The 20,728-nt window shown below is 71.7% G+C and carries 23 protein-coding genes; 10 read left to right on the forward strand and 13 right to left on the reverse strand.

Annotated elements, in window-relative coordinates:
* The first annotated feature begins 23 nt into the window (after positions 1–23).
* The gene (gene hemC / locus MFF64_RS05405) at positions 24–959 is read left to right on the forward strand and encodes a hydroxymethylbilane synthase (RefSeq protein WP_238189980.1); all 936 of its coding nucleotides are present in this window, start codon (positions 24–26) and stop codon (positions 957–959) included.
* 111 nt (positions 960–1,070) lie between these two features.
* Here hemC and MFF64_RS05410 read toward each other — a convergent pair whose 3' ends face one another.
* The 3 genes from MFF64_RS05410 to MFF64_RS05420 all read right to left on the reverse strand — a co-directional run bounded on the left by MFF64_RS05410 (position 1,071) and on the right by MFF64_RS05420 (position 4,338).
* Entirely contained in the window at positions 1,071–2,225 is a 1,155-nt protein-coding gene (locus MFF64_RS05410; RefSeq protein ID WP_099899364.1) for a GGDEF domain-containing protein, read from the reverse strand.
* A 161-nt stretch (positions 2,226–2,386) separates the two neighbouring features.
* On the reverse strand, positions 2,387–3,679 hold the full coding sequence (locus MFF64_RS05415; protein WP_099899362.1) for a nicotinate phosphoribosyltransferase: 1,293 nt from the start codon (positions 3,677–3,679) through the stop codon (positions 2,387–2,389).
* A 149-nt stretch (positions 3,680–3,828) separates the two neighbouring features.
* Positions 3,829–4,338 carry a pyridoxamine 5'-phosphate oxidase family protein gene (locus tag MFF64_RS05420; protein WP_099899360.1) on the reverse strand — a complete coding sequence of 170 codons (510 nt, stop codon included), beginning with the start codon at positions 4,336–4,338 and terminating at the stop codon, positions 3,829–3,831.
* A gap of 213 nt (positions 4,339–4,551) precedes the next feature.
* Here MFF64_RS05420 and MFF64_RS05425 point away from each other — a divergent pair, with 213 nt between their 5' ends.
* From MFF64_RS05425 to MFF64_RS05440, 4 genes are read left to right on the forward strand one after another with little or no spacing between them, the layout of a single operon-like run.
* Complete coding sequence (locus tag MFF64_RS05425) at positions 4,552–4,761, forward strand: TOBE domain-containing protein (RefSeq protein WP_099899358.1); 210 nt, start codon at positions 4,552–4,554, stop codon at positions 4,759–4,761.
* 7 nt (positions 4,762–4,768) lie between these two features.
* Positions 4,769–5,791, forward strand: a complete 1,023-nt coding sequence (locus MFF64_RS05430; RefSeq protein WP_238189983.1) for an iron ABC transporter substrate-binding protein — start codon at positions 4,769–4,771, stop codon at positions 5,789–5,791.
* A gap of 5 nt (positions 5,792–5,796) precedes the next feature.
* Positions 5,797–6,837: a FecCD family ABC transporter permease gene (locus MFF64_RS05435; RefSeq protein ID WP_207767862.1), complete on the forward strand. Its 1,041-nt coding sequence runs from the start codon at positions 5,797–5,799 to the stop codon at positions 6,835–6,837.
* Positions 6,837–7,604, forward strand: coding sequence for an ABC transporter ATP-binding protein (locus MFF64_RS05440; protein ID WP_425324292.1), 768 nt, complete (start codon positions 6,837–6,839; stop codon positions 7,602–7,604). Before MFF64_RS05435 ends, MFF64_RS05440 begins: the two co-directional genes overlap by 1 nt.
* Positions 7,605–7,607: 3 nt before the next feature.
* On the opposite strand, the gene MFF64_RS05445 is transcribed toward MFF64_RS05440, so the two are convergent.
* Entirely contained in the window at positions 7,608–9,455 is a 1,848-nt protein-coding gene (locus MFF64_RS05445) for a vWA domain-containing protein (RefSeq protein ID WP_238189985.1), read from the reverse strand.
* Between the two features lie 175 nt (positions 9,456–9,630).
* Entirely contained in the window at positions 9,631–10,254 is a 624-nt protein-coding gene (locus tag MFF64_RS05450; protein WP_238189987.1) for an RNA polymerase sigma factor, read from the reverse strand.
* Between the two features lie 286 nt (positions 10,255–10,540).
* Between MFF64_RS05450 and MFF64_RS05455 the strand changes: the two genes are divergently transcribed.
* Together MFF64_RS05455 and mobA are read left to right on the forward strand one after the other, a co-directional pair.
* Positions 10,541–11,674, forward strand: a complete 1,134-nt coding sequence (locus MFF64_RS05455) for an Mrp/NBP35 family ATP-binding protein (RefSeq protein ID WP_099902041.1) — start codon at positions 10,541–10,543, stop codon at positions 11,672–11,674.
* Positions 11,671–12,309 (forward strand): molybdenum cofactor guanylyltransferase MobA, encoded by a 639-nt coding sequence (mobA, locus tag MFF64_RS05460; RefSeq protein WP_238189989.1) that lies wholly within the window; start codon positions 11,671–11,673, stop codon positions 12,307–12,309. The genes MFF64_RS05455 and mobA overlap by 4 nt, the downstream gene beginning before the upstream one ends.
* A gap of 68 nt (positions 12,310–12,377) precedes the next feature.
* On the opposite strand, the gene MFF64_RS05465 is transcribed toward mobA, so the two are convergent.
* The 5 genes from MFF64_RS05465 to MFF64_RS05485 are packed head-to-tail and all read right to left on the reverse strand — an operon-like array spanning position 12,378 to position 15,221.
* On the reverse strand, positions 12,378–12,833 hold the full coding sequence (locus MFF64_RS05465; protein ID WP_099905515.1) for a peptidylprolyl isomerase: 456 nt from the start codon (positions 12,831–12,833) through the stop codon (positions 12,378–12,380).
* Positions 12,830–13,294 (reverse strand): UCP034077 family protein, encoded by a 465-nt coding sequence (locus MFF64_RS05470; RefSeq protein ID WP_099905513.1) that lies wholly within the window; start codon positions 13,292–13,294, stop codon positions 12,830–12,832. Before MFF64_RS05470 ends, MFF64_RS05465 begins: the two co-directional genes overlap by 4 nt.
* 4 nt (positions 13,295–13,298) lie before the next feature.
* Positions 13,299–13,847: a peptidylprolyl isomerase gene (locus tag MFF64_RS05475; RefSeq protein WP_099905511.1), complete on the reverse strand. Its 549-nt coding sequence runs from the start codon at positions 13,845–13,847 to the stop codon at positions 13,299–13,301.
* A gap of 32 nt (positions 13,848–13,879) precedes the next feature.
* Positions 13,880–14,383 (reverse strand): pantetheine-phosphate adenylyltransferase, encoded by a 504-nt coding sequence (coaD, locus tag MFF64_RS05480; protein WP_099905509.1) that lies wholly within the window; start codon positions 14,381–14,383, stop codon positions 13,880–13,882.
* A gap of 58 nt (positions 14,384–14,441) precedes the next feature.
* The gene (locus tag MFF64_RS05485; protein ID WP_099905517.1) at positions 14,442–15,221 is read right to left on the reverse strand and encodes a phosphodiester glycosidase family protein; all 780 of its coding nucleotides are present in this window, start codon (positions 15,219–15,221) and stop codon (positions 14,442–14,444) included.
* A 173-nt stretch (positions 15,222–15,394) separates the two neighbouring features.
* Here MFF64_RS05485 and MFF64_RS05490 point away from each other — a divergent pair, with 173 nt between their 5' ends.
* Positions 15,395–15,889: a hypothetical protein gene (locus tag MFF64_RS05490; protein WP_099905507.1), complete on the forward strand. Its 495-nt coding sequence runs from the start codon at positions 15,395–15,397 to the stop codon at positions 15,887–15,889.
* 84 nt (positions 15,890–15,973) lie between these two features.
* Here MFF64_RS05490 and MFF64_RS05495 read toward each other — a convergent pair whose 3' ends face one another.
* Positions 15,974–16,393, reverse strand: coding sequence for a DUF4174 domain-containing protein (locus tag MFF64_RS05495; RefSeq protein WP_099905505.1), 420 nt, complete (start codon positions 16,391–16,393; stop codon positions 15,974–15,976).
* Between the two features lie 179 nt (positions 16,394–16,572).
* On the opposite strand from MFF64_RS05495, the gene curA reads away from it, so the two are divergent.
* A complete protein-coding gene (curA, locus tag MFF64_RS05500) occupies positions 16,573–17,586 on the forward strand; it encodes an NADPH-dependent curcumin/dihydrocurcumin reductase (protein ID WP_099905503.1) in 1,014 nt (337 codons plus the stop codon).
* Positions 17,587–17,607: 21 nt separating this feature from the next.
* Here the strand turns inward: curA and MFF64_RS05505 are convergent, their stop codons facing one another.
* Positions 17,608–18,351 (reverse strand): RNA methyltransferase, encoded by a 744-nt coding sequence (locus MFF64_RS05505; RefSeq protein ID WP_238189990.1) that lies wholly within the window; start codon positions 18,349–18,351, stop codon positions 17,608–17,610.
* A gap of 292 nt (positions 18,352–18,643) precedes the next feature.
* Here MFF64_RS05505 and MFF64_RS05510 point away from each other — a divergent pair, with 292 nt between their 5' ends.
* The gene (locus tag MFF64_RS05510) at positions 18,644–19,858 is read left to right on the forward strand and encodes an NADP-dependent isocitrate dehydrogenase (protein ID WP_099898860.1); all 1,215 of its coding nucleotides are present in this window, start codon (positions 18,644–18,646) and stop codon (positions 19,856–19,858) included.
* Between the two features lie 198 nt (positions 19,859–20,056).
* Here the strand turns inward: MFF64_RS05510 and MFF64_RS05515 are convergent, their stop codons facing one another.
* Positions 20,057–20,713, reverse strand: a complete 657-nt coding sequence (locus MFF64_RS05515) for an intradiol ring-cleavage dioxygenase (protein WP_238189992.1) — start codon at positions 20,711–20,713, stop codon at positions 20,057–20,059.
* Positions 20,714–20,728 lie beyond the last annotated feature (15 nt).

Genomic DNA, 20,728 nt, shown 5'->3' on the forward strand with positions numbered 1-20,728 from the left:
TCCTCGATCTCACGGCACCCGACATGCCTCGACGTCCCCTGCGCATCGGCACCCGCGGCAGCCCGATGGCGCTCGCCCAGACCGGGATGGTGCGCGACCGCATCGCGGCCGCCCATCCCGACCTCGCCGAGCCCGGCGCGATGGAGCTCGTCGTCGTCACCACGGTGGCCGACAAGGTGCTCGACCGGCCGCTCTCCGAGATCGGCGGGAAGGGCCTGTTCACCAAGGAGCTGGAGCAGGCGCTCCTCGCCGACGAGGTCGACATCGCCGTCCACTCGATGAAGGATGTCGAGACCTGGCTGCCGGACGGCCTCGTCATCGCCTGCATCCTGGAGCGGGACGATCCGCGCGACGCCTTCCTGTCGCCGCATGCGAGCCGCCTCGCCGATCTCGCGCCGGGCAGCCGGGTCGGCACCTCGTCGTTGCGTCGCGGCGCCCAGGTGCTGATGCGCCGGCCCGACCTGAAGATCGTGCCCTTGCGCGGCAACGCCAACACCCGGATGAAGCGGCTGCAGGAGGGCGCCTGCGACGCCACCCTGCTCGCCATCGCGGGGCTCGAACGCCTCGGCCTCGCCGACCGCGCTCAAGAAGTCCTGCCGGTTAGCGAGATGCTGCCGGCGGTGGCGCAAGGGGCGCTCGGCATCGAGTGCCGGGCCGGCGACACCGACGTGATCGAGCGCCTCCAGGCCGTTTCCTGCTCCCGCACCACCATCGCGGTCGGGGCAGAGCGAGCGCTGCTCGAGGAGCTCGACGGCTCCTGCCGCACCCCGATCGCGGCGCTCGCCCAGATCGACGGCGACACCCTCACCCTCGACGGGCTCCTGTTCCTGCCCGACGGCAGCGCCCATTGGGCCACCCACCGCACCGGTCCCACCGCGGACGCCCTGGCGATCGGGCGCGAGGCGGGGGCGGAGCTGAAGGCGAAGGCCGGCGAGACCTACCGGGCGAAGCTCCAGTAGCAGGCCGCCTCTCGAGCATGTTCCGACGAAGTGACCATCGGTTCGTCCCAGGAAACGCGGCCAATCGAGACGGGAGAGCAGCGCCAGCTGGCAAGGCGGTCGGGCGTTGCTCTAGCGGGCGACCTGCGCGGGTTCGACGCGCGCCGCGCTGTCGCCGGCCGGTTGCGACCCGAGGGCAAGACCGCTCGCGGCGACCCCGCCGCCCCGCCGCTTGACCGCGTAGGAGGCCGCATCGGCCCGCCGGACCAGGTCGTCGAGACCCGCCGCGCGCGACGGCGCGCAGGCGAAGCCCAGGCTCAGGCCTACGCTCGCCGTCTGCCCCCCGAGATGGTAGGGAGCGCTGAGAGCGTGGACGATGCGGCGGGCGAGACCCTCCGCCTCCTCCGCGTGTCGCACGCCGGGCTGGAGCACCACGAACTCGTCCCCACCCGTCCGGGCCGCCAGGACGGGAGCCTCCAGAAGCAGGCGCAGCCGCGCCCCAAGTTCCTGCAGCAGGGCATCGCCGGCCGCGTGGCCGTAGCGGTCGTTGATCAGCTTGAAGCCGTCGAGATCGAAGCAGTGGATCGCCACGCTGTCGTCCTCGGTCCCGGACAGGCGGCCGAAGGCCTCGCACAGACCGAGCCGGTTGGCGAGCCCGGTCAGGGCGTCGCTGCGGGCGAGCGCCGCCATGTCGAGGCGCAGCCGGATCTGCCGGATGGCCGTCCGGTGAGCGGAGACGACGCTCTGCAGGGCCCCGACGAGGAACAGACCGAACATGGTGGCGAGGATGCCGTGCGGCATGCCCCCGAACCAAGCCGCAGACACGATCGCCGGCAGGGTCGCCAGCAGCAGCGCGCCGAAGGCCATCACCGGCCGGACGGAGAGGTGGGTGACGATGCCGGAGCAGTAGCCGAACAGCAGCCCGGTCGCGAGCATCTGCGGCTCCATGCGGGGCTGCGCGAAGATCGTGCCGACGAATGCCCCGACCGAGGCGGCGACCCCGATGGTCGTCAGGATATGGCCCTGTTCCCATAAGCGGGCCTCTCCCGGCGCGAGTGGCCCGTGAGCCAGCCGCCGCCTCTGCCGGAGGACGAGCACGAGCTTGCACGCCGAGGCCAGGATGCCGCTCGCGACCGCCGCGAACAGCACGGCCTGGCCGAGCGCCTGCGCGACGAAGAGGCCTACGCCTGCCAAGGTGACGGCCATGATGGCGGTCGGCAGGATGACGCGCGCGAGATCGGAGACCAACGCGACGTAGATGTCGTCCGATTCAACGCCTGCACGCATCCGCCACGTGTCCGATCCCAGTTCCAATCGCCATGGGAACACGGGATCTATGACGGATCCGACAATAATCCTACGGGTCGAGCCGCTTTCTCCCACCCCGCCGATGCCGTCCCTGCGTCAGGATGCCGGGAGAGCCCACGCCGTCGAAAAACATCCCTGCTCTAGACCAGTACCGGCAAAGCCTGTTGCGCGCCGACTCCGAAGACCCGCTTGTAGCGGTCGACCTCTTCTTCCGGCCCGAGGGCCTTGGTGGGATTGTCGGAGAGCTTCACGGTCGGGCGGCCGTTGGCCGAGATCACCTTGCAGACGATCGAGATCGGGTCGAGGCGGCCGTCCGGCGCCAGGCCGCGGAAATCGTTGGTGAGCAGGGTGCCCCAGCCGTAGCCGATGCGCAGGCGGCCGTGGAAGTGGCGGTGGATTCGATCGATCACGCCGACGTCGAGCCCGTCGGAGAAGATCGCCAGCTTCTCCCGCGGGTTGCGTCCGTGCCGGGTCCACCACCGGATGGCCTCTTCGCCGCCCTCGATCGGATCCTTCGAATCGATGCGGATGCCGGTCCAGTCTGCCATCCAGGCAGGCCCGCGCTCGAGGAAGCCGGTGGTGCCGTAGGTGTCGGGCAGGATCACCAGGAGGTTGCCGGCATAGTCCCGCTGCCAGTCGGCGAGCACCAGGTAGGGCGCGCGGGCCAGTTCCTCCTCGGTCTCGGCCAGGGCCGAGTAGACCATCGGCAGCTCGTGGGCATTGGTGCCCACCGCCTCGATGTCGTGGCGCAAGGCGATCAGGCAGTTCGAGGTGCCGAGGAAGCTGTTGCCCAAACCCTCGATCATCGCCTCGACGCACCAATCCTGCCACAGGAAGCCGTGGCGGCGGCGGGTGCCGAAATCGGCGATCGACAGGCCCGGCAGGGTCTTCAGCCGCTCGATCTTCTCCCAGATCCGGGTCATGGCGCGGGCGTAGAGCACCTGCAGCTCGAACTTGCCCATGCCCTTGAGCACGCCGCGGGAGCGCAGCTCGTTGAGGATGGCGAGCGCCGGCACCTCCCACATCGTGGTCTCGATCCACGGGCCGTGGAAGGTGAGGACGTACTGCCCGTCCTGCTTCTCCAGGAGGTAGTCGGGGAAACGGAAGTTCTCGAGCCAGTCCATGAAGTCCGGCGAGAACATCTGGCGGCGGCCGTAGAAGGTGTTGCCGCGCAGCCAGGTGGATTCGCCCCGGGTGAGCCGGAGCGACCGGCAATGGTCGAGCTGCTCGCGCAGTTCGCCCGGGTCGATCAGGTCGGCGAGGCGGACCCGGCTGGTGCGGTTCTGGATGCCGAAGGTGACCGAGACGTTCCGGTGGCGCCGGAAGATCGTCTGGGCCATCAAGAGCTTGTAGAAATCCGTGTCGAGCACGGAGCGGATGATCGGATCGATCTTCCAGGTATGGTTGTAGACCCTGGTCGCGAGATCGAGCATCGCCCGTGCCTGCCTGACTCGGGCCGCTTCCTGCGAGCGGCCGGACCATCGCCCCTCGGGCGGGGCGACGGAGGGTGTGAAGCCGGCACGGTTCGGGCCGCCAAGTCAAGCGCTCAGGCCAAGCGCCGGCCCGGTCTCGTGCGCAATCCTCAGCGGGCGCCGAGATCGACCGCCTTCTTCTCGGTCTTCGGCGACTCGCCGGTCACCGCCGCCTTCACGTATCCGTAGAGGTGCAGCATCGTGGCGTTCGGGCTGTCCCAGTACTCGCCCTTCTCGGGATGGACGCGGATCAGCGCGATCGACGGGTCGTCCTTGCCGCCGGGGAACCAGGTCTTCAGGCTCTCGCTCCACTTGGCGTCGATCTGCGCCTTGTCGCGCACGATCTCGGCCTTGCCCGACACCGAGACGTAGTTCTGGCTCGATGGGTCGGAATAGGAGAGGTTGACCTGGCTGTCGCGGCTGATCTCGCCTGCCACCGGCGCGTCGTGCTTGACGAAGAACCACAGGTCGCCGTTCTCGTCCGCGTCCTGGTTCCACATCGGGCGGCTGCGCAGCTGCCCGTCGGAATCGGCCGTGGTCATCATCGCGACCTTCACGTCCTTGATCATCGCGAAGAGCTTCTGCGCGCCCTCGTGGTCGCGGTGGCTGCCCTGGTGCATCCGTCGATCTCCCTCGAACATCGTCGCGAGCGGGCCGGCCCGCTCGAAGCTGCACGACAACGGACGATGCCGGCTTTGGTTTCGGTTCCCCATCGCGGAAACTCGGCCGTGAAATCCGGGGCGCCCGGCTCGCCAGGGACGGACGAGGCGCCTATCTGTCCGGCCGGGGTGGCGCAGGCGCGCTGCCACGATGTGGAACGGGGAGACCCCTCGATGAAGATCAGCGCGCGCAACCAGCTCGACGGGAAGGTCATCGAGGTGAAGAAGGGCGCCACCACCGCCCATGTCCGGGTCGAGCTCGCCGGCGGGCAGGTCGTCACCGCGGCGATCACCAACGAATCCGCCGACGAGCTGGGCCTCGCCCCCGGCAAGACCGTGAAGGCGGTGATCAAGTCCAGCGACGTGATGATCGCGACGGATTGACGGCGCGATGCGGCCCGACCGGCGCTCCCTGCTCCTCGGCTCGGCGGCCTTCGCGCTGGCGGGGCCTGCACGCGCCGCCGACCCCCTGCGGGACGGTGCCGGCCGGGTTCTCGAGACGCTGCGCTCCCCCGTCGCCCGGGTGTTTCCCGCCGGTCCCCCGGCGGCGATCCTGCTCTACACCCTGGCCCCCGAGCTGCTGCTCGGCTGGCCGCGGGCGATCCGCCCGGCGGAAAGACCCTATCTCTTGGCCCAGGCCGCCGACCTGCCGGAGATCGGGCGGCTCACCGGGCGCGGCAACACCGCCAACCTCGAAGCGGTGCTGGCGTCGAAGCCCGACCTGATCCTCGATGTCGGCTCCACCGCCGAGACCTACCGCTCGCTGGCGGACCGGGTGCAGGGCCAGACCGGCATCCCCTACGCGCTCCTCGACGGGCGCCTGACGGCGGCGCCCGCCACCTATCGCAGCCTCGGCCGCCTGATCGGGCGCGACGCCGAACCCCTGACGGCCCTGGCCGAGCGCACCCTGACGACGATGCGCGAGCGCGTCGCCGCTGTGCCGGAGGGCGAGCGCCCCCGGGTCTACCTCGCCCGCGGGCCGCGCGGCCTCGAGACCGCGCGCCAGGGCTCGATCAACGTCGAGGCCCTGGGTCTCATGGGCGCCGTCAACGTCGCGGGCCCCGGAGCCAGCCTGGCCCAGGTCTCGCCCGAGGACGTGGTGGCCTGGGCACCGGAGGTGATCGTCGCCCTCGATCCCGCCTTCGCGGCGGCGGCGCGACAGGACCCGCTGTGGCAGGCGACGCCGGCGCTGCGCGCCGGGCGGCTCCATGTCAGCCCGTCGCTGCCCTTCGGCTGGGTCGATTTCCCGCCCTCGGTCAACCGGCTGCTCGGCCTGTGGTGGCTGGGCAAGATCCTCTATCCGGCGCATTTCCCGGAGGACATCCGGGGGATCGCCCGCGACCTCCACGGCCGGCTCTACCATGTGGTGCCGGACGACGCGGCCCTCGACCGCGTGCTGGCGGGAGCCCTGTGAGCGCCATCGCTCATGCCATCGCCCTCGCCGGCGCCCGGGCCGTCCGGCTCAGCGGTCCGTGGCTCGCGCTCCTCGCCCTGGTGCTCGCTGCCGCTCTCGCCTTCGGGGTCGGGCGCTATCCGGTCTCGCTCCTCGACGTCGCGCGGGTGCTGCTCGGCCGCCTCACCGGCCACGCGCCGGACGTGGCACCGGCGGTCGAGGCGGTGGTGTTGCAGATCCGGGGTCCGCGCATCGCCGCCGCGATCCTGATCGGCGCCGCCCTCTCGGTCGCCGGCACCGCCTTCCAGGGCCTGTTTCGCAATCCCCTGGTCTCGCCCGACATCCTCGGCGCCTCCTCGGGGGCGGCCCTCGGCGCGGTCCTCGGCATCTGGCTCTCCCTCGGCGTGCTGGCGATCGAGGGGCTGGCCTTCGCGGGCGGTCTCCTGGCGGTGGCCTGCGTCTACGGTCTCGGCGCCGCCCTTTCGGGGCGCGATCCGGTCCTGGTGCTGGTGCTGGCGGGCGTCGTCATCGGTTCGCTCCTCGGGGCCGGGGTCGGGCTCATCAAGTACCTCGCCGATCCCTACAACCAGCTCCCGGCGATGACGTTCTGGCTGCTCGGCAGCCTGTCCGGGACGCACCCCTCCGACCTGCTGCCGCTCGCCGGGCCGGTGGTCGTCGGCACCGGGCTCCTGCTCGCCTTGCGCTGGCGGCTCGACGTGCTGTCGCTGCCGGACGAGGAGGCGCGCTCGCTCGGCCTCGCCACCGGCGCCCTGCGCGTCGCTGTCGTGGCGGCCGCGACCCTCGTCACGGCGGCGAGCGTGGCGGCGGCCGGCATCGTCGGCTGGGTCGGGCTGGTGGTGCCGCACCTCGCCCGTTTCCTGGTCGGCCCCGGCTTCGGCCGGCTGATCCCGACCGCGGCGCTCCTCGGCGCCGGCACGCTGCTCACCATCGACACGCTCGCCCGCACCTTGGCCCCGGTCGAGGTGCCGCTGGGCATCCTCACCGCCTTCGTCGGCACCCCGGTCTTCCTGTGGCTGCTCGCCCGAGCGGAGCGGGACTGGTCGTGATCCTGCTCGACGCAGCCGACCTCGCCTTCGGCTATGCGGGCCGGGAGATCGGCCGCGGCCTCTCGGTGCAGCTCGCCGCCGGCGAGGCGCTGGCGCTCCTCGGTCCCAACGGCGGCGGCAAGACCACGCTCCTGAAGACCCTGCTCGGCCTGCTGCCGGCGCTCGCGGGCACGATCCGGGTCGAGGGCCGGCCGCTCTCGGAGCTGACCGTGCGGGAGCGGGCGCAGGCGATGGCCTACGTGCCGCAGGCCGGCGCCAGCGCCTTCGCCTTCACCGCCCGCGCCGTGGTGCTGATGGGGCGGACCAGCCGCTCCGGCCTGCTCTCCGCCCCCTCGCGCGCCGACCACGCGGCGGCGGAAGGGGCCCTTCGCCGGATGGGCATCGCCCACCTCGCCGAGCGCCCGGTGACGCGGCTCTCCGGCGGCGAGCGCCAATTGGTGCTGGTCGCCCGGGCGCTCGCCCAGGAGCCCCGCATCGTGGTCCTCGACGAGCCGACGGCGAGCCTCGATTTCGGCAACCAGGGCCGGGTGATGGCCGAGATCCTGCGACTGCGCGCCGACGGGCTCGGCCTCCTCTTCACCACCCACGATCCCAACCAGGCCGCCCGCTACGCCGACCGGGTCCTGCTCCTGCGCGGCGGCTTAGCCCTCGCCGCCGGCCCGGTGGCGGAGGTGCTTGACGCCCCGACCCTCGGCCGGCTCTACGGCGCGCCGGTCGAGGAGGTGCGGGACACCGCGAGCGGCGTGCGGGCCTTCCTGCCGGGATAGGGCTCAGCGCGGCGCCGGCGCCAGTGCCGCGGCGGTCTCCGCGGCGGTCTCCGCGGCGCGGACGAGGCCGACGAACTCCGCCCGGTAGCCGAACGGATCGTCCCCCCTCGCCCCTGTGGCGAGCCGCACGATATCCGGGTAGCGGAAGGCGCCGGTATGGGTCGCGCCACGCAGGATCTCGCCGAACGCCGCCACCGCGGCGGCGAAGCGGGCCTCCTGCGGCGCCTCGGTGAGGGTCTTCACCTCGTGGCCCGGGTCGATCGCCGCCTCGATCAGCCGGCTCGTCTCCGCGTCCGGCCGCTTGTAGCGGATCGCCACATGCGCGTAGTCGCTCGATCCCGCCACCGGCGCGGCAGGCTTCGCGGCGTAGCGCAGGTCCGGCATCGCCCGCGGCCCGCCCACCGGTACCACCTCGTAGAGCGCCGTCACGGTCTGGCCCGAGCCGACCTCCCCGGCATCGACCTTGTCGTTGGTGAAGTCGTCGCGGCGCAGGGCGCGGGTCTCGTAGCCGATCAGCCGGTACTCGGCGATCGTGGCCGGGTTGAACTCGACCTGGATCTTCACGTCCTTGGCGATCGGCACCAGGGTCGAGGTCGCCTCCTCCACCAGCACCTTGCGGGCCTCGTTCAGGGTGTCGATGTACGCCGCCGCGCCGTTGCCGTTCTGGGCGAGCGCCTGCATCAGCGCGTCGTTGTGGTTGCCCATGCCGAAGCCGAGCACCGACAGGAAGATGCCCGTCCCACGCTTGCGGGCGACGAAGCCCTTCAGCTCGTCCGGATCGGTGATGCCGAGGTTGAAGTCGCCGTCGGTGGCGAGCACCACGCGGTTGACCGCCTTGGCCTCGAAGCCCTGCTCGGCGAGGGCGTAGGCCTGGCGCAGGCCTTCGCCGCCGGCCGTGCCGCCGCGTGCGCCCAAGCCCTCGATCGCACCCAGGATCTTCTGGCGCTCGCTCGCCGGGGTGGGGGGCAGCACCGTGCCGGCCTCGCCCGCATAGGTCACGATCGCGACCCGGTCGCGGGCGTCGAGCGTCGTCAGGAGCAGGCCGAGCGCCTGCTTGACCAGCGGCAGCCGGTTCGGCCCCGCCATCGAGCCGGAGGTGTCGATCAGGAAGACCAGGTTGGCCGGCGGCCGGGTCTCCGGCGCCACGGCGTAGCCCTTGATGCCGACCTGCACCAGCTTGCGCCCCTCGGCCCAGGGGCTCGGGAACACCGCGGTGGTGATCCGGAACGGCTCCTCCGGGCTCGTCGGCGCCGGGTAGGCGTAGGGGAAGTAGTTGATCAGCTCCTCGGTGCGCACCGCGTTCGGCGGCGGCAGGACGTTGCGGTTCAGGCTGGCGCGCATGAAGGCGTAGGAGGCGGTATCGACGTCGATCGAGAAGGTCGAGACCGGTGCCTGCGCCACCGCCTGGAAGCCGCTCGGCTGCGCCTCCGGGAAGCGGTCGCGGCCGGTGGGCTCGGGCAGCGGCATGGGTTCCGGCGTCGGCGCCGCGAGCGTCGCGACCACGCCTCCGGAAAGCGCCCGGGTGCGCGAGGGCGCGGGAGGGTGCAGCAGCGCCATGGCCTGGTCGCCCCTGCGGCGCGTCGATTCCGCCTCGGCGAGGGCGAGGCGACGGACGATCTCCAGGTCCCGGGCGGCCGACAGGTCGGACGGGCTCGGCGCCGGAGGGGGCGCGGCCTGGGCCGCCTCGGTCGCCGGTGGCGCCGCTTCGATCCGGGGCGCTTGCCCCGGCACGCTCGGGTCCTGCGCGTCCGGAGGCGCCGTCGCCGCGCGCTCGCGCAGGATGGTCCAGGCCGCGGGAAGGCTGAGGGCGGCGACCAGGGCGGCGGCGACGAGGGGACGGGTACGGAGCATGAGCGGGCCTCCCAGAGGGGATCGACGCTCCTTGCGACGCGCCGGCCCGGCGGAAGCTTGGCCCGGGGCCCGATCTTTTTCGCCGTGGGCGGCGTCGAACCGGGCCAGCGCTGCGGCGAGCGCCCGCTCACGGGCCTCGGGGGCGGGCGTCGGCGCGGGGGGCAGGAAGTCGGTGTCAGGCGCCATGGCGCTCCTCCGGATCGGTCTTGAGGCGGCGGCGGGCCTCGTGCAGGCGCCAGGACACCGTGGCCTCGGCGACGCCGAGAACCTGGCCGGCCTCGGCATGGGTCAGGCCCTCGCCCACCACCAGCACGACGGTCTCGCGCAAGGCGGGGTCGAGGCGGGCGAGCGCCCCCGCGAGCCAGGCGCGACGGTAGAGGTCGCGCCCGTCGGGCGTGGGGGCGAGGCGCAGCAGCGTGCCCAAACCCTCCCTCATCCGCGCCAGGGTGGTGCGGCGGCGGTGATGGTCGCGGCAGGCGTTGACCACGATGCCGAACAGCCAGGTCGAGACCCGGGCCTCGCCGCGAAAACCCGCGATCCGCTCCACCAGGGCGCAGCAGACCTCCTGCACCACGTCCTCGGCGTCGTGGCGCGAGCCTGTCATGCGCCAGGCGATGCGGTGCATGCGGTCGTAATGGCGCCGCAGCAGCGCCTCGAAGGCCGCGCGGTCGCCCCGCGCCGCCCGGGACGCGAGGTCGGCATCGGGGTCCGGCGGCGCGCCGGGCGGATGGCGCGGGGCCGTGCTCCCGGGTGAAACATTCCCCGACGGGGCGACCGCGGGCGAGGCGAGAGGCTGCATTCCGTATCCCGCATCCGTGCGCGGCTCCCGGCCCCGCTCTGATGCGTGGGACGCGGGCGGCCGCGAAATCCTTGGCGCCATCGTGGGAAATCATCACTGGCGCCGGGATGATGCTGGATGCGGCGCGTGGACGGCGTGCGCGATGTTCCCGGGCGTAGGAGGCCTGCGCCCGGCGCGGCGCCCCCTGCCAATGGCCGTCACGCGGCGCGCTGGTGTTTCGGCGCCCAGGGTCTACATGAACGGGGAGGATGGGCCGCCTTTCGGCCCAGGAGAGGAGCGAGGCGACGTGGCGATCACCCGGGACGACGTGCTGAAGGCGCTCGCGGGCGTGACGGTCGATGCGGCGGGGACCAGCCTGCCGGCCTCCGGTCGCTTGTCCGAGATCGTCATCGACCCTTCCGGCCGGGTGGTGTTCTCGATCGGCATCGCGCCGCCGGAGGCCAAGACCTTCGAGGCGGTGCGGCAGGCGGCCGAGATCGCGGTGCTGAGGCTGCCCGGCGTCAAGGCGGCCCTCGCGAGCCTCACCGCCGAGCGCGGGCCGGGTGCCGGCCCCGCCCCGCGCCCCGCCGCCCCGGGCGGCGGCCCCCAGGGTGGTCCGCGCCCCGGCCCGGCCCTGCCGGGCGTGCGCCACATCGTGGCGGTGGCCTCCGGCAAGGGCGGCGTCGGCAAGTCGACCACCGCCTGCAACCTCGCACTCGCCTTGCGGGCACAAGGCCTGAAGGTCGGCCTGCTCGACGCCGACATCTATGGCCCCTCGGTGCCCAAGCTCTTCGGCCTCGACCGCAAGCCGGAGACGATCAACACGCCGCAGGGCCAGCGCATCGTGCCGCTCAACGGCTACGGCCTCGCGGTGATGTCGATCGGCTTCCTGATCGCCGCCGACACGGCGATGATCTGGCGCGGCCCGATGGTGCAATCGGCCCTGACGCAGCTTCTGCGCGAGGTCGCCTGGGGCGAGCTCGACGTGCTGATCGTCGACATGCCCCCCGGCACCGGCGACGCGCAGCTGACGCTGGCGCAAGCCACGCCGCTCGCCGGCGCGGTGATCGTCTCGACGCCGCAGGATCTCGCCCTGATCGACGCACGGCGCGCCGTGACCATGTTCCGCCGGGTCGAGGTGCCGATCCTCGGCGTGGTCGAGAACATGGCGACCTTCGTCTGTCCGCATTGCGGCGGCACCTCGCACATCTTCGGCCATGGCGGCGCCCGCCACGAGGCCGAGACCCTCGGGGTGCCGTTCCTCGGCGAAGTGCCCCTGAACATGACGATCCGCGAATCCTCCGATTCCGGCCGCCCCGTCGTGGCGGTCGATCCCGACGGGCCGCAGGCCGCCGCCTACCGGGCGATCGCCGCCGCGCTCTGGGCCAATCTCAGCGGCGGCGCCGGCCCGCGCCCGGCGCCCCGGATCGTGATCGAGTGAGCGCGCCCCCGACCCTCGGGGTGATCCTGGCCGGCGGGCTCTCCCGCCGGATGGGCGGCGGCGACAAGCCGCTGCTCCGGCTCGGCGACAGGACCCTGCTCGAGCGGGTGGTCGAGCGCCTGGCGCCGCAATGCTCGGCCGGGCTGATCCTCAACGCCAACGGCGATCCGGCGCGGTTCCGCGCCTTCACGGGCTTCGTGGTGCCGGATTCCATCCCCGACGCGCCCGGGCCGCTGGCCGGGGTGCTCGCCGCCCTCGATTTCTGCGCGGCGCACCATCCGGACGTTCCTTACGTCGCGAGCGTCGCCGGCGACACGCCGTTCCTGCCGCACGATCTCGTCGCCCGCCTGCACGCGGCGCGGGTCCGCGATGGCGTCGAGATGGCGGTCGCGGCCTCAGGGGGGCAGCTGCATTTCGTGAACGGGGTGTGGGCGGTGGGCCTGCGGCACGACCTGAGGGCGGCCCTGGTGGAGCGGGGCCTGCGCCGGGTCGGGATGTGGATCGCCCGTCACAACGCGGCGGAGGCGGCGTGGGGGACGGAGCCGGTCGATCCGTTCCTGAACCTCAACACGCCGGATGACGTCTTCGCGGCGGAAAGGCTGCTGGCGGACGAGAAGCGTCCGCCGGTCCAGTAACGCTCAGGCTTCTCCCTCCCCCCTCTGCGGGGGGAGGGTTCGGGCGCAACGCTCGCCGGATCTCTTCTTTACGCCTCGACGCGCATCGACTTGATCGTGTCCGGATCGCGCACCGGCTCGCCGCGCTTGATCTGGTCGATCACCTCCATGCCCTCGACCACCTTGCCCCACACCGTGTACTGCCGGTCGAGGAACTTGGCGTCGCCGAAGCAGATGAAGAACTGCGAATTGGCCGAGTGCGGGAAGTTGGTGCGGGCCATCGAGCAGGTGCCGCGCACGTGGGGCTCGGCGTTGAACTCGGCCTTCAGGTCCGGCAGGTCGGAGCCGCCGGTGCCGGTGCCGGTCGGGTCGCCGGTCTGGGCCATGAAGCCGTCGATCACGCGGTGGAACGGCACGCCGTCGTAGAAGCCGCGCTCCGAGAGGGTCTTGATCCGTTCGACGTGGTTGGGGGCGAGGTCGGGGCGCAGCTCGATGACCACGCGGCCCTTGCTGGTCTCCATCACGAGTCGGTTGCTGTCGGTCATGGTCGGTCTCCTTGATTCGGACCAGGGTAGACGAAACGCAGGGCGATGGGACGCCCCGCGACGGCGCCGCCGAGCCCCGCCGTCAGCCGCGCCGGGGTGCAGCGGGCGAGCGACGCCAGGGTCTCGGTGACGAGGGCGTTGCGGCGCTCACCCGAAACGCGGGCGAAGGTGATCCGCGGGGTGCCCTGCAGGCTCCCGTCGCGCCGCAGCGCGAAGCGCGCGGTGATCGCGGCGGCCCCGAGATGCGCCGGCGGGCGCCAGCAGGCGGCGAGTTGAGGATAGAGCGCGACGAGGGTGTCGGCAGCCCCCCGCGGCGGGCTCGCCACCGGCACCCGCACGGTCGCCCGCAGGGTCGTCGGCAGCGAGAGCACCGAGGGGTTGTCATAGACGTCGAACTGCGCCGCGGCGGGCGAAGCCGAGACCGCCAGCGCGAGGCCGGCGCGGAACAGCCCGCCGCGCAAGGCCTTACTGGCCGTCCTGCGCCAGGCTCATCCGGACGATCTTGTCCGGGTTCTGCACGGTGCCGTTCTGGGCCGAGGAACCCTTCTTGATCTTGTCGACGACGTCCATGCCCGAGGTCACCTCGCCCACCACCGTGTACTGGTTGTTGAGGAACGAGGCGTCGCCGAAGCAGATGAAGAATTGGGAATTGGCCGAGTTCGGGTCCTGCGAGCGGGCCATGCCGACGGTGCCGCGCTTGAACGGGACCTTCGAGAACTCCGCCGGGATGTTCGGCAGGTCGGACTTGCCCATGCCGGTGCCGGTGGGATCGCCGGTCTGGGCCATGAAGCCGTCGATCACGCGGTGGAAGACGATGCCGTTGTAGAAGCCGCGCTTCGTCAGCGTCTTGATCTGCTGGACGTGCTTGGGCGCGAGGTCGGGGCGCAGCTGGATGGTGATGCGGCCGTCCTTGGTGTCGAGGTAGACGGTGTTCTGGTCGGGCGCGGCGCTCGCCGGAGCGGCGAAGCCGAACGCGGCGACGGACAGCGCCAGGGCTGCGAGCCAACGGATCATCGGATGTCTCCTGAATGGGAAGAACGCCCGCGTCAGGCGGACGGGGCGAAGCGGGCCGCGAGGCGGTCGGCCACCGCCGCGGGCACGAAGGGCCGCACGTCGCCGCCCATGGCGGCGATCTGGCGGACCAGGGTGGCGGTGATGGGCCGCACGCCGGTCGAGGCCGGCAGGAACACGGTCTGCACCTCCGGCGCCATGGCGCCGTTCATGCCGGCGAGCTGCATCTCGTAGTCGAGATCGGTGCCGTCGCGCAAACCGCGGATGAACAGGCTGGCGCCGTGCCGGCGCGCCGCCGCCACCGCGAGGTCGGCGAAGCTGACCACCTCAAGCTCCGTCCCGGTCTCGGCGGCGAGAGGCCCGCAGGTGTCCCGGATCAGCTCCGCCCGCTCCTCGGCGGTGAAGAGCGGCGTCTTGCCCGGATGCACGCCGATCGCCACGACGAGGCGGCCGACCAGGCGGCAGGCCTGGCGCACCACGTCGAGATGGCCGTTGGTCACCGGATCGAAGGAGCCGGCATAGAGCGCGGTGCGGTTCATCGTGGTCCCCCGTAGAGCATTTTTGGGATCAACGGAACCGCCTGTCATTTCGTCCGGCTCACTTGGTCACCGCCCCGACCAGCGGCCCGAGCGGCCGGCTCAGGTCCTGCCGGCCCAGCGACGGGGCGTAGAGGCTCGACACGCTGCCGTCGAGGAAGAGCGCGTTGGGGCAGCCGAGCGCGTCGCGGAACAGCCGGGCGAAGGCCCCGAAGCTCACCGGCGCCTCCGAGATCGCGAACACCGCCGTGTGCCCGTCCGGCCGCACGCCGACGCCGTTGCGGATTTTTTGCGATGGCCCGTCCTCGGAGATCTTGGGATGGATGCGGTTGTTGATCACCAGCATCGGGCCGGACTGGGTCGCGAACTCGGCCCGGGGATGCGCCTTCAGGTAGCGGCCGGTCTCGAGCACGCCGGCCCGGTCGCCCGCGACGTAGAACACCCCGTTCGGCTTCAGGTGGAAGTTGCCCGGGCCGTTCGCCGTGTTGGCGGCCTTCAGCTCGCGCCCGTCCTCGACGTAGAGGCCCACGGGGCTGAGGCCGGTATCGTACATGCCGGCATTCATCGCGAAGGCGAGGTTCGCCCCCTGCTGGCCGGCGAGCCGCGAGAGCGAGCCGTAGGGCAGGCCGTCGGGCCCGCGCCAAAAAAGCTTCACCCGGGCGCGCCGCAGGTCGACGGTGCAGACGGCGTAGGCCTGGCCCTCGTGGCTCTGCGGCCGGCAGGAGGCCGCAGAGGCGGGTGCGGCGGACGCAGGGGAAGCGGAGGGCGCCGCAGGGGCAGGGCCGGCCGCGAGCCAAGAGAGGCCCGCCCCGAGCAGCAACGCCCCGATCCGTCCCGCCATCCCCACCATGTGCCTCTCCGTTCTTCGCCCGTGTCCGTTCTTCGCCCATGCGATTTTTCGGGATACCGGTATAGTGCGATCGTGACGTTTTGCAGCACGAACCGAAGAGCGAGCTTCGGCGTTCTGACGGCCTGGGGGTTTTGCGCTTCTCTCGCGATCAGGAGAATCGGGTCATGAAAGGCATGTTGGCGGCGTCGGCGGCCCTCGCGGGCGCCCTGCTCGTTGTGCCGGCCACCGCCGAGGCGCGCGGCTTCGGCGGCGGCGGATTCCATGGTGGCGGCTTCCACGGAGGTGGATTCCGGGGCGGGTTCGGCGGCGGCGGATTCGGCCGGGGCTTCGGCGGCTACCGCGGCGTCGGCTTCGGTGGGTACCGGGGCGGCTTCGGTGGCTGGCGCGGGGGCTACGGCGGCTGGCGCGGAGGCTATGGCGGCTACGGCTACCGCCGCGGCTTCGGTTGGGGCGCGGCAGGCCTGGGACTCGGCGTCGGTCTCGGCCTGGCGGCGGCCACGGCCTATCCGTATTACGGCGGGTACGGCTATGGCGGCTACGCCCCGGTCGGCTATTACGGCGGCTACGATTACGGCTATGGCGGCGGCTGCTACGAGGTGCCCCGCGTGCGCTGGACGCCCTACGGCTATCGCCGCGTCCTCGTGACCCGCTGCTACTGAGCGGCGGACCGGCTCCGATCGGAAGAGGGCTGCCCGCGACGGGCGGCCCTTTTTCGTGGCAGATTCGTCGGTTCCAAAGGCCCGTCAGTTGCGCCGTCCCGCCGCCTCCTCCCGCCGCATCGGCATCGCGTCGATGGTGGCGAAGAGCCGCTCGGCCGGAATCGGCTCCTCGGCGGTGAGCTTCGCCCCACCGTCCTTGCCGACCAGCACCGCCCGGAAACCGGTCGCCGGCAGACCGAGGCGGCGGCGTAGCGCAGCGGCCTCCCTCCCCTCCCCGATCGCCCGCACCACCACGAGGTCGCGCTCGCGCATTCCCGGTGCGGCCGCCTCGGCGATGCGCGCTTGCGCGCCGCCGCGGGGATCGTCGGCGGCGGCCGCGATCACCAGCACCCGGGACTTCCAGCGGTAACGGTCGAGGTCGGACCCGGCGGACGCGGCCGGCAGGACCGCCGCGAGCAGGAGCGCGCCGGCGAGGAGCGAGGGGAGGAGCGGGGACGCAGGCATGCCGAACCCTTTCGCGGGGCGCCGGACGGGTCGGCGCGTCTCTCGAAGGTAAGGCTCTGACAATCTCCGGCCAGCGCGGCGTTGACGCGCGGGGCCGACCGTCCCAAGTGCGACGGATCGGGCACGAGCGTGGCCGAGAGGCCCGCGCCAGCCCGAGAGCCCCTGAAGGGAGGTCCCGCATGTCCGACGTGAACCGCCGCATCGTCCTGGCGTCCCGGCCGCACGGCGAGCCGACGCCGGCCCATTTCCGCCTCGAGCGCGGGACCGTGCCGGTGGCGCGCGAGGGTGAGGTGCTGCTGCGCAACCGCTACCTCTCCCTCGACCCCTACATGCGCGGCCGGATGAGCGCGGCGAAGTCCTACGCCAAGCCGGTCGAGATCAACGAGGTGATGGTCGGCGCCACGGTGGCGGAGGTGGTGGCCTCGCATCATCCCGGCTTCTCCGTCGGCGACACGGTCCTGGCCTATGGCGGCTGGCAGGACTTTTCGGTGTCGAACGGCCAGGGCCTGCGCAAGCTCGATCCCGCGTCGGCTCCCGTCACCACGGCGCTCGGCATCCTCGGCATGCCGGGCATGACCGCCTATACGGGCCTCCTCACCATCGGGGCGCCGAAAGCCGGCGAGACCGTGGTCGTGGCCGCCGCCACCGGCCCGGTGGGCTCGCTGGTCGGCCAGATCGCCAAGCTCAAGGGGGCCCGGACGGTCGGCATCGCCGGCGGGGCCGACAAGTGCCGCCATCTCACCGAAGAGCTCGGCTTCGACGCGGCGGTCGACCACCGCTCCGGCGACCTGCCCGGCGCGCTGGCGGCAGCCTGCCCGGACGGCATCGACGTCTATTTCGAGAATGTCGGCGGCGCGGTGTTCGATGCGGTGCTGCCGCTCCTCAACGACTTCGCCCGTATCCCGGTCTGCGGCCTCGTCGCCAACTACAACATGACCGAATTGCCCCCCGGGCCCGACCGGGTGCCGGCGGTGATGCGCGCGGTGCTCAGCAAGCGCCTGACCTTCCGCGGCTTCATCGTCTGGGACTTCGCCGACCAGGAGCAGGCCTTCCTCTCCGATGTCGGGCAGTGGCTGCGCGAGGGCCGCGTGCACTACCGCGAGGACGTCGTCGAGGGGCTGGAGAGCGCGCCCGAGGCGTTCATCGGCCTGCTCAAGGGCCGCAACTTCGGCAAGCTGGTGGTGAAGCTTTAGCGTTGCGCGAAGCTGTAGGGTTCACTCTTCCGGGGAGCGCCGCGCCAGCGCCCGCAGCGCCCCCCGGAAGCTGCGCACGTCCTGCTCGGTCATCGCCATGCGGTGAAACATGTCGCGCATGTTGCGGATCATCCCGTCGCGCTTCGCCGGCGGGTAGTAGCCGGCGGCATCGAGCTCGGCCTCCAGGCTCTCGAACAGCGCGATCACGGCCTCCCGCGGCGCCGGACCCGAGCGCATCCCTCCCGAGAAGGGCAGCACCGCCCGGCCCGCCGCCCGCCGCCACTCGTAGGCGACGAGGAGCACGCTCTGAGCGAGGTTGAGCGAGGCATGCTCCGGATCGACCGGGAAGGTGACGATGGCATCGGCGAGCGAGACCTCGTCGTTCGACAGCCCGACCCGCTCGCGCCCGAACAGGATGCCGACCCGCTCGCCCGCCGCGAGCCGCCCGGCCGCCTCGGCGAGCCCATCGTCGGGCCCGAAGACCCGCTTCATCTGCCCGCGCTCCCGCGCCGTGGTGGCGAGCACGTAGTGCAGGTCGGCCAAAGCCTCGGCAACCGAGGAAAAGATCGTCGCCCCGTCGAGGATGTGCGTGGCGTTCGAGGCGGTCTCGCGCACGCCCTTCATCGGCCAGCCGCCCTTCGGGTTGACGATGCGAAGCGCGTCGAGCCCGAAATTCCCCATCGCGCGGGCGGTCATGCCGATATTCTCGGCGAGCTGGGGCTCGACCAGGATGATGGCGGGACGATTCGGCGAAGGATCGGTCATGGGGCGTTGTCGGACGGGACGGATCGCCGGCACATAAGGCCTCGCACACGGATCGCGAAGGGGTCTCGCATCGGTCCGGGAACCCACCGGCCACGGTCGGCGTTCTCTCCACGGACCTCCTTGCAGCCCCGGTGCCCCCGCGCCGGGGCTTTTTTCGTCGCGGCGGGCGGACGCCATTCCGCTCCGACGCTTCCCCCTGTTTGTGCAGCGCGCTATGACCGCGCCACGGCCGGCCGCGCGCCTCGAGCGGGCATGAGGGCGGCCCCCGGGATCACGGAAGGCTGGATCAGACATGGCGAAGATCAAGGTGGCGAACCCCGTCGTCGAGCTCGACGGCGACGAGATGACCCGGATCATCTGGCAGTCCATCAAGGACAAGCTGATCCACCCCTACCTCGACGTGCCGCTCGAGTACTACGACCTCGGGGTCGAGCATCGCGACGCCACCAACGACAAGGTGACGATCGAGGCCGCCGAGGCGATCAAGAAGCACGGCGTCGGCGTGAAGTGCGCCACCATCACCCCGGACGAGGCCCGGGTGAAGGAGTTCAACCTCAAGGAGATGTGGAAGTCGCCGAACGGCACGATCCGCAACATCCTCGGCGGCGTGATCTTCCGCGAGCCGATCATCTGCCGCAACGTGCCGCGCCTGGTGCCAGGTTGGACCCAGCCGATCGTCGTCGGCCGCCACGCCTACGGCGACCAGTACCGCGCCACCGACTTCAAGGTGCCGGGCAAGGGCCGCCTCACCGTCAAGTTCGAGGGCGAGGACGGCACCGTCATCGAGCGCGAGGTGTTCAAGTTCCCGGGCGCCGGCGTCGCCCTGTCGATGTACAACCTCGACGAGTCGATCCGCGACTTCGCCCGCGCATCGATGAATTACGGCCTCGCCCGCAAGTTCCCGGTCTATCTCTCGACCAAGAACACCATCCTCAAGGCCTATGACGGCCGGTTCAAGGACATCTTCGAGGAGGTGTACGAGGCCGAGTTCAAGTCGCGGTTCCAGTCGGCCGGCATCACCTACGAGCACCGCCTGATCGACGACATGGTCGCCTCGGCCCTGAAGTGGTCCGGCGGCTACGTCTGGGCGTGCAAGAACTACGACGGCGACGTGCAGTCCGACACCGTGGCGCAGGGCTTCGGCTCGCTCGGCCTGATGACCTCGGTACTGCTCACCCCCGACGGCCAGACCGTCGAGGCCGAGGCCGCCCACGGCACGGTGACCCGCCACTACCGCGAGCACCAGAAGGGCAAGGAGACCTCGACCAACTCGATCGCGTCGATCTTCGCCTGGACCCGCGGCCTGTCGCACCGCGCCAAGCTCGACTCCAATGCCGATCTCGGGAAGTTCGCCGAGACCCTGGAGAAGGTCTGCGTCGACACCGTCGAGGCCGGGTTCATGACCAAGGACCTCGCGCTCCTGGTCGGCCCCGACCAGAAGTGGCTCTCGACCACCGGCTTCCTCGACAAGATCGACGAGAACCTGAAGGCCGCGATGGCCGTGTGATACCGCCGCACCTTCGAACGGACGCGTTCGAAGGTGCAAGGCAAGCCCGAATGGGCGCCGGCGCCGATGCGCCGGTCGCCTTCGCATCGACGCGTCGATGCGAAGGCGCGAAGGTATGAGACGCCGAAGGGCGGCCGGGAGCCCGGCCGCCCTTCGGGCCTCCTTCCCTGCGGCCAGGTCACGGCCGCGGGGAACCCGTCACGCTCCCCTGACCACCAGCGTCAGCGCCGCCTCGTAGCCCCCGCCCTCCGGGCGGATGTCCGCGACGCCGCGACCCTCGGGATCGTCCTGGCGCAGGAGGACGTCGCGGGCATTGCCGATCCGGCCGCGCCGGGATCGGCCCAGATAGGCGGGACCTCCGTACACCGCCTCGCTCACCGCGTCCGGGAAGTAGATCTGGCCCGTGAGTGCCGTCCGGCTGCCCAGGATCACCTTCACGTGCAGGTGGGGCGTGCGGCCCGGATACCAGCCCGGATAGATCGTCCGGAAGGCCACGCGGCCGGCCTCGTCGGCGACCTGCGTGCCGCGCAGGAAGGTGCGTCCAACGGTGGACGCGCCGCGATCACCCTGGTCGGGATAGCCCGAGTAGCGCCCTTGCGCGTCCGCATGCCAGAGATCGACGCGGGCCGCCGGCAGGGTAACGCAGTCGCGCAACGTCACGACCTGCAGCCTCACCCTGAGAGGCGTACCGTCCCGATCCTCCCGGATGTCCGATCGCAGCAGGCGGGGATCGAGGTAGAACGGCCCCTCCACCGCCTGCGGGGTCAGGAGGCAGGTCGCCTGCGCCGGGCGGGGCGCCAGAAGGCCGGCCGCGAGGGTGCCGAGCATCACGCGGCGCGTCGGGCGATTCGGCATGGCTCCCTCCTCACT

The organism is Methylobacterium frigidaeris (genome assembly GCF_022179185.1).
Taxonomy (GTDB): Bacteria; Pseudomonadota; Alphaproteobacteria; order Rhizobiales; family Beijerinckiaceae; genus Methylobacterium; species Methylobacterium frigidaeris.

Excerpts from the sequence above, each read along its gene's own strand:
- hemC (WP_238189980.1), top strand. The coding sequence starts at position 24 with ATGCCTCGACGTCCCCTGCGCATCGGCACCCGCGGCAGCCCGATGGCG.
- MFF64_RS05410 (WP_099899364.1), bottom strand. The coding sequence starts at position 2,225 with ATGCGTGCAGGCGTTGAATCGGACGACATCTACGTCGCGTTGGTCTCC.
- MFF64_RS05415 (WP_099899362.1), bottom strand. The coding sequence starts at position 3,679 with ATGCTCGATCTCGCGACCAGGGTCTACAACCATACCTGGAAGATCGAT.
- MFF64_RS05420 (WP_099899360.1), bottom strand. The coding sequence starts at position 4,338 with ATGCACCAGGGCAGCCACCGCGACCACGAGGGCGCGCAGAAGCTCTTC.
- MFF64_RS05425 (WP_099899358.1), top strand. The coding sequence starts at position 4,552 with ATGAAGATCAGCGCGCGCAACCAGCTCGACGGGAAGGTCATCGAGGTG.
- MFF64_RS05430 (WP_238189983.1), top strand. The coding sequence starts at position 4,769 with ATGCGGCCCGACCGGCGCTCCCTGCTCCTCGGCTCGGCGGCCTTCGCG.
- MFF64_RS05445 (WP_238189985.1), bottom strand. The coding sequence starts at position 9,455 with ATGCTCCGTACCCGTCCCCTCGTCGCCGCCGCCCTGGTCGCCGCCCTC.
- MFF64_RS05450 (WP_238189987.1), bottom strand. The coding sequence starts at position 10,254 with ATGCAGCCTCTCGCCTCGCCCGCGGTCGCCCCGTCGGGGAATGTTTCA.
- MFF64_RS05465 (WP_099905515.1), bottom strand. The coding sequence starts at position 12,833 with ATGACCGACAGCAACCGACTCGTGATGGAGACCAGCAAGGGCCGCGTG.
- MFF64_RS05475 (WP_099905511.1), bottom strand. The coding sequence starts at position 13,847 with ATGATCCGTTGGCTCGCAGCCCTGGCGCTGTCCGTCGCCGCGTTCGGC.
- coaD (WP_099905509.1), bottom strand. The coding sequence starts at position 14,383 with ATGAACCGCACCGCGCTCTATGCCGGCTCCTTCGATCCGGTGACCAAC.
- MFF64_RS05485 (WP_099905517.1), bottom strand. The coding sequence starts at position 15,221 with ATGGCGGGACGGATCGGGGCGTTGCTGCTCGGGGCGGGCCTCTCTTGG.
- MFF64_RS05490 (WP_099905507.1), top strand. The coding sequence starts at position 15,395 with ATGAAAGGCATGTTGGCGGCGTCGGCGGCCCTCGCGGGCGCCCTGCTC.
- MFF64_RS05495 (WP_099905505.1), bottom strand. The coding sequence starts at position 16,393 with ATGCCTGCGTCCCCGCTCCTCCCCTCGCTCCTCGCCGGCGCGCTCCTG.
- curA (WP_099905503.1), top strand. The coding sequence starts at position 16,573 with ATGTCCGACGTGAACCGCCGCATCGTCCTGGCGTCCCGGCCGCACGGC.
- MFF64_RS05505 (WP_238189990.1), bottom strand. The coding sequence starts at position 18,351 with ATGACCGATCCTTCGCCGAATCGTCCCGCCATCATCCTGGTCGAGCCC.
- MFF64_RS05510 (WP_099898860.1), top strand. The coding sequence starts at position 18,644 with ATGGCGAAGATCAAGGTGGCGAACCCCGTCGTCGAGCTCGACGGCGAC.
- MFF64_RS05515 (WP_238189992.1), bottom strand. The coding sequence starts at position 20,713 with ATGCCGAATCGCCCGACGCGCCGCGTGATGCTCGGCACCCTCGCGGCC.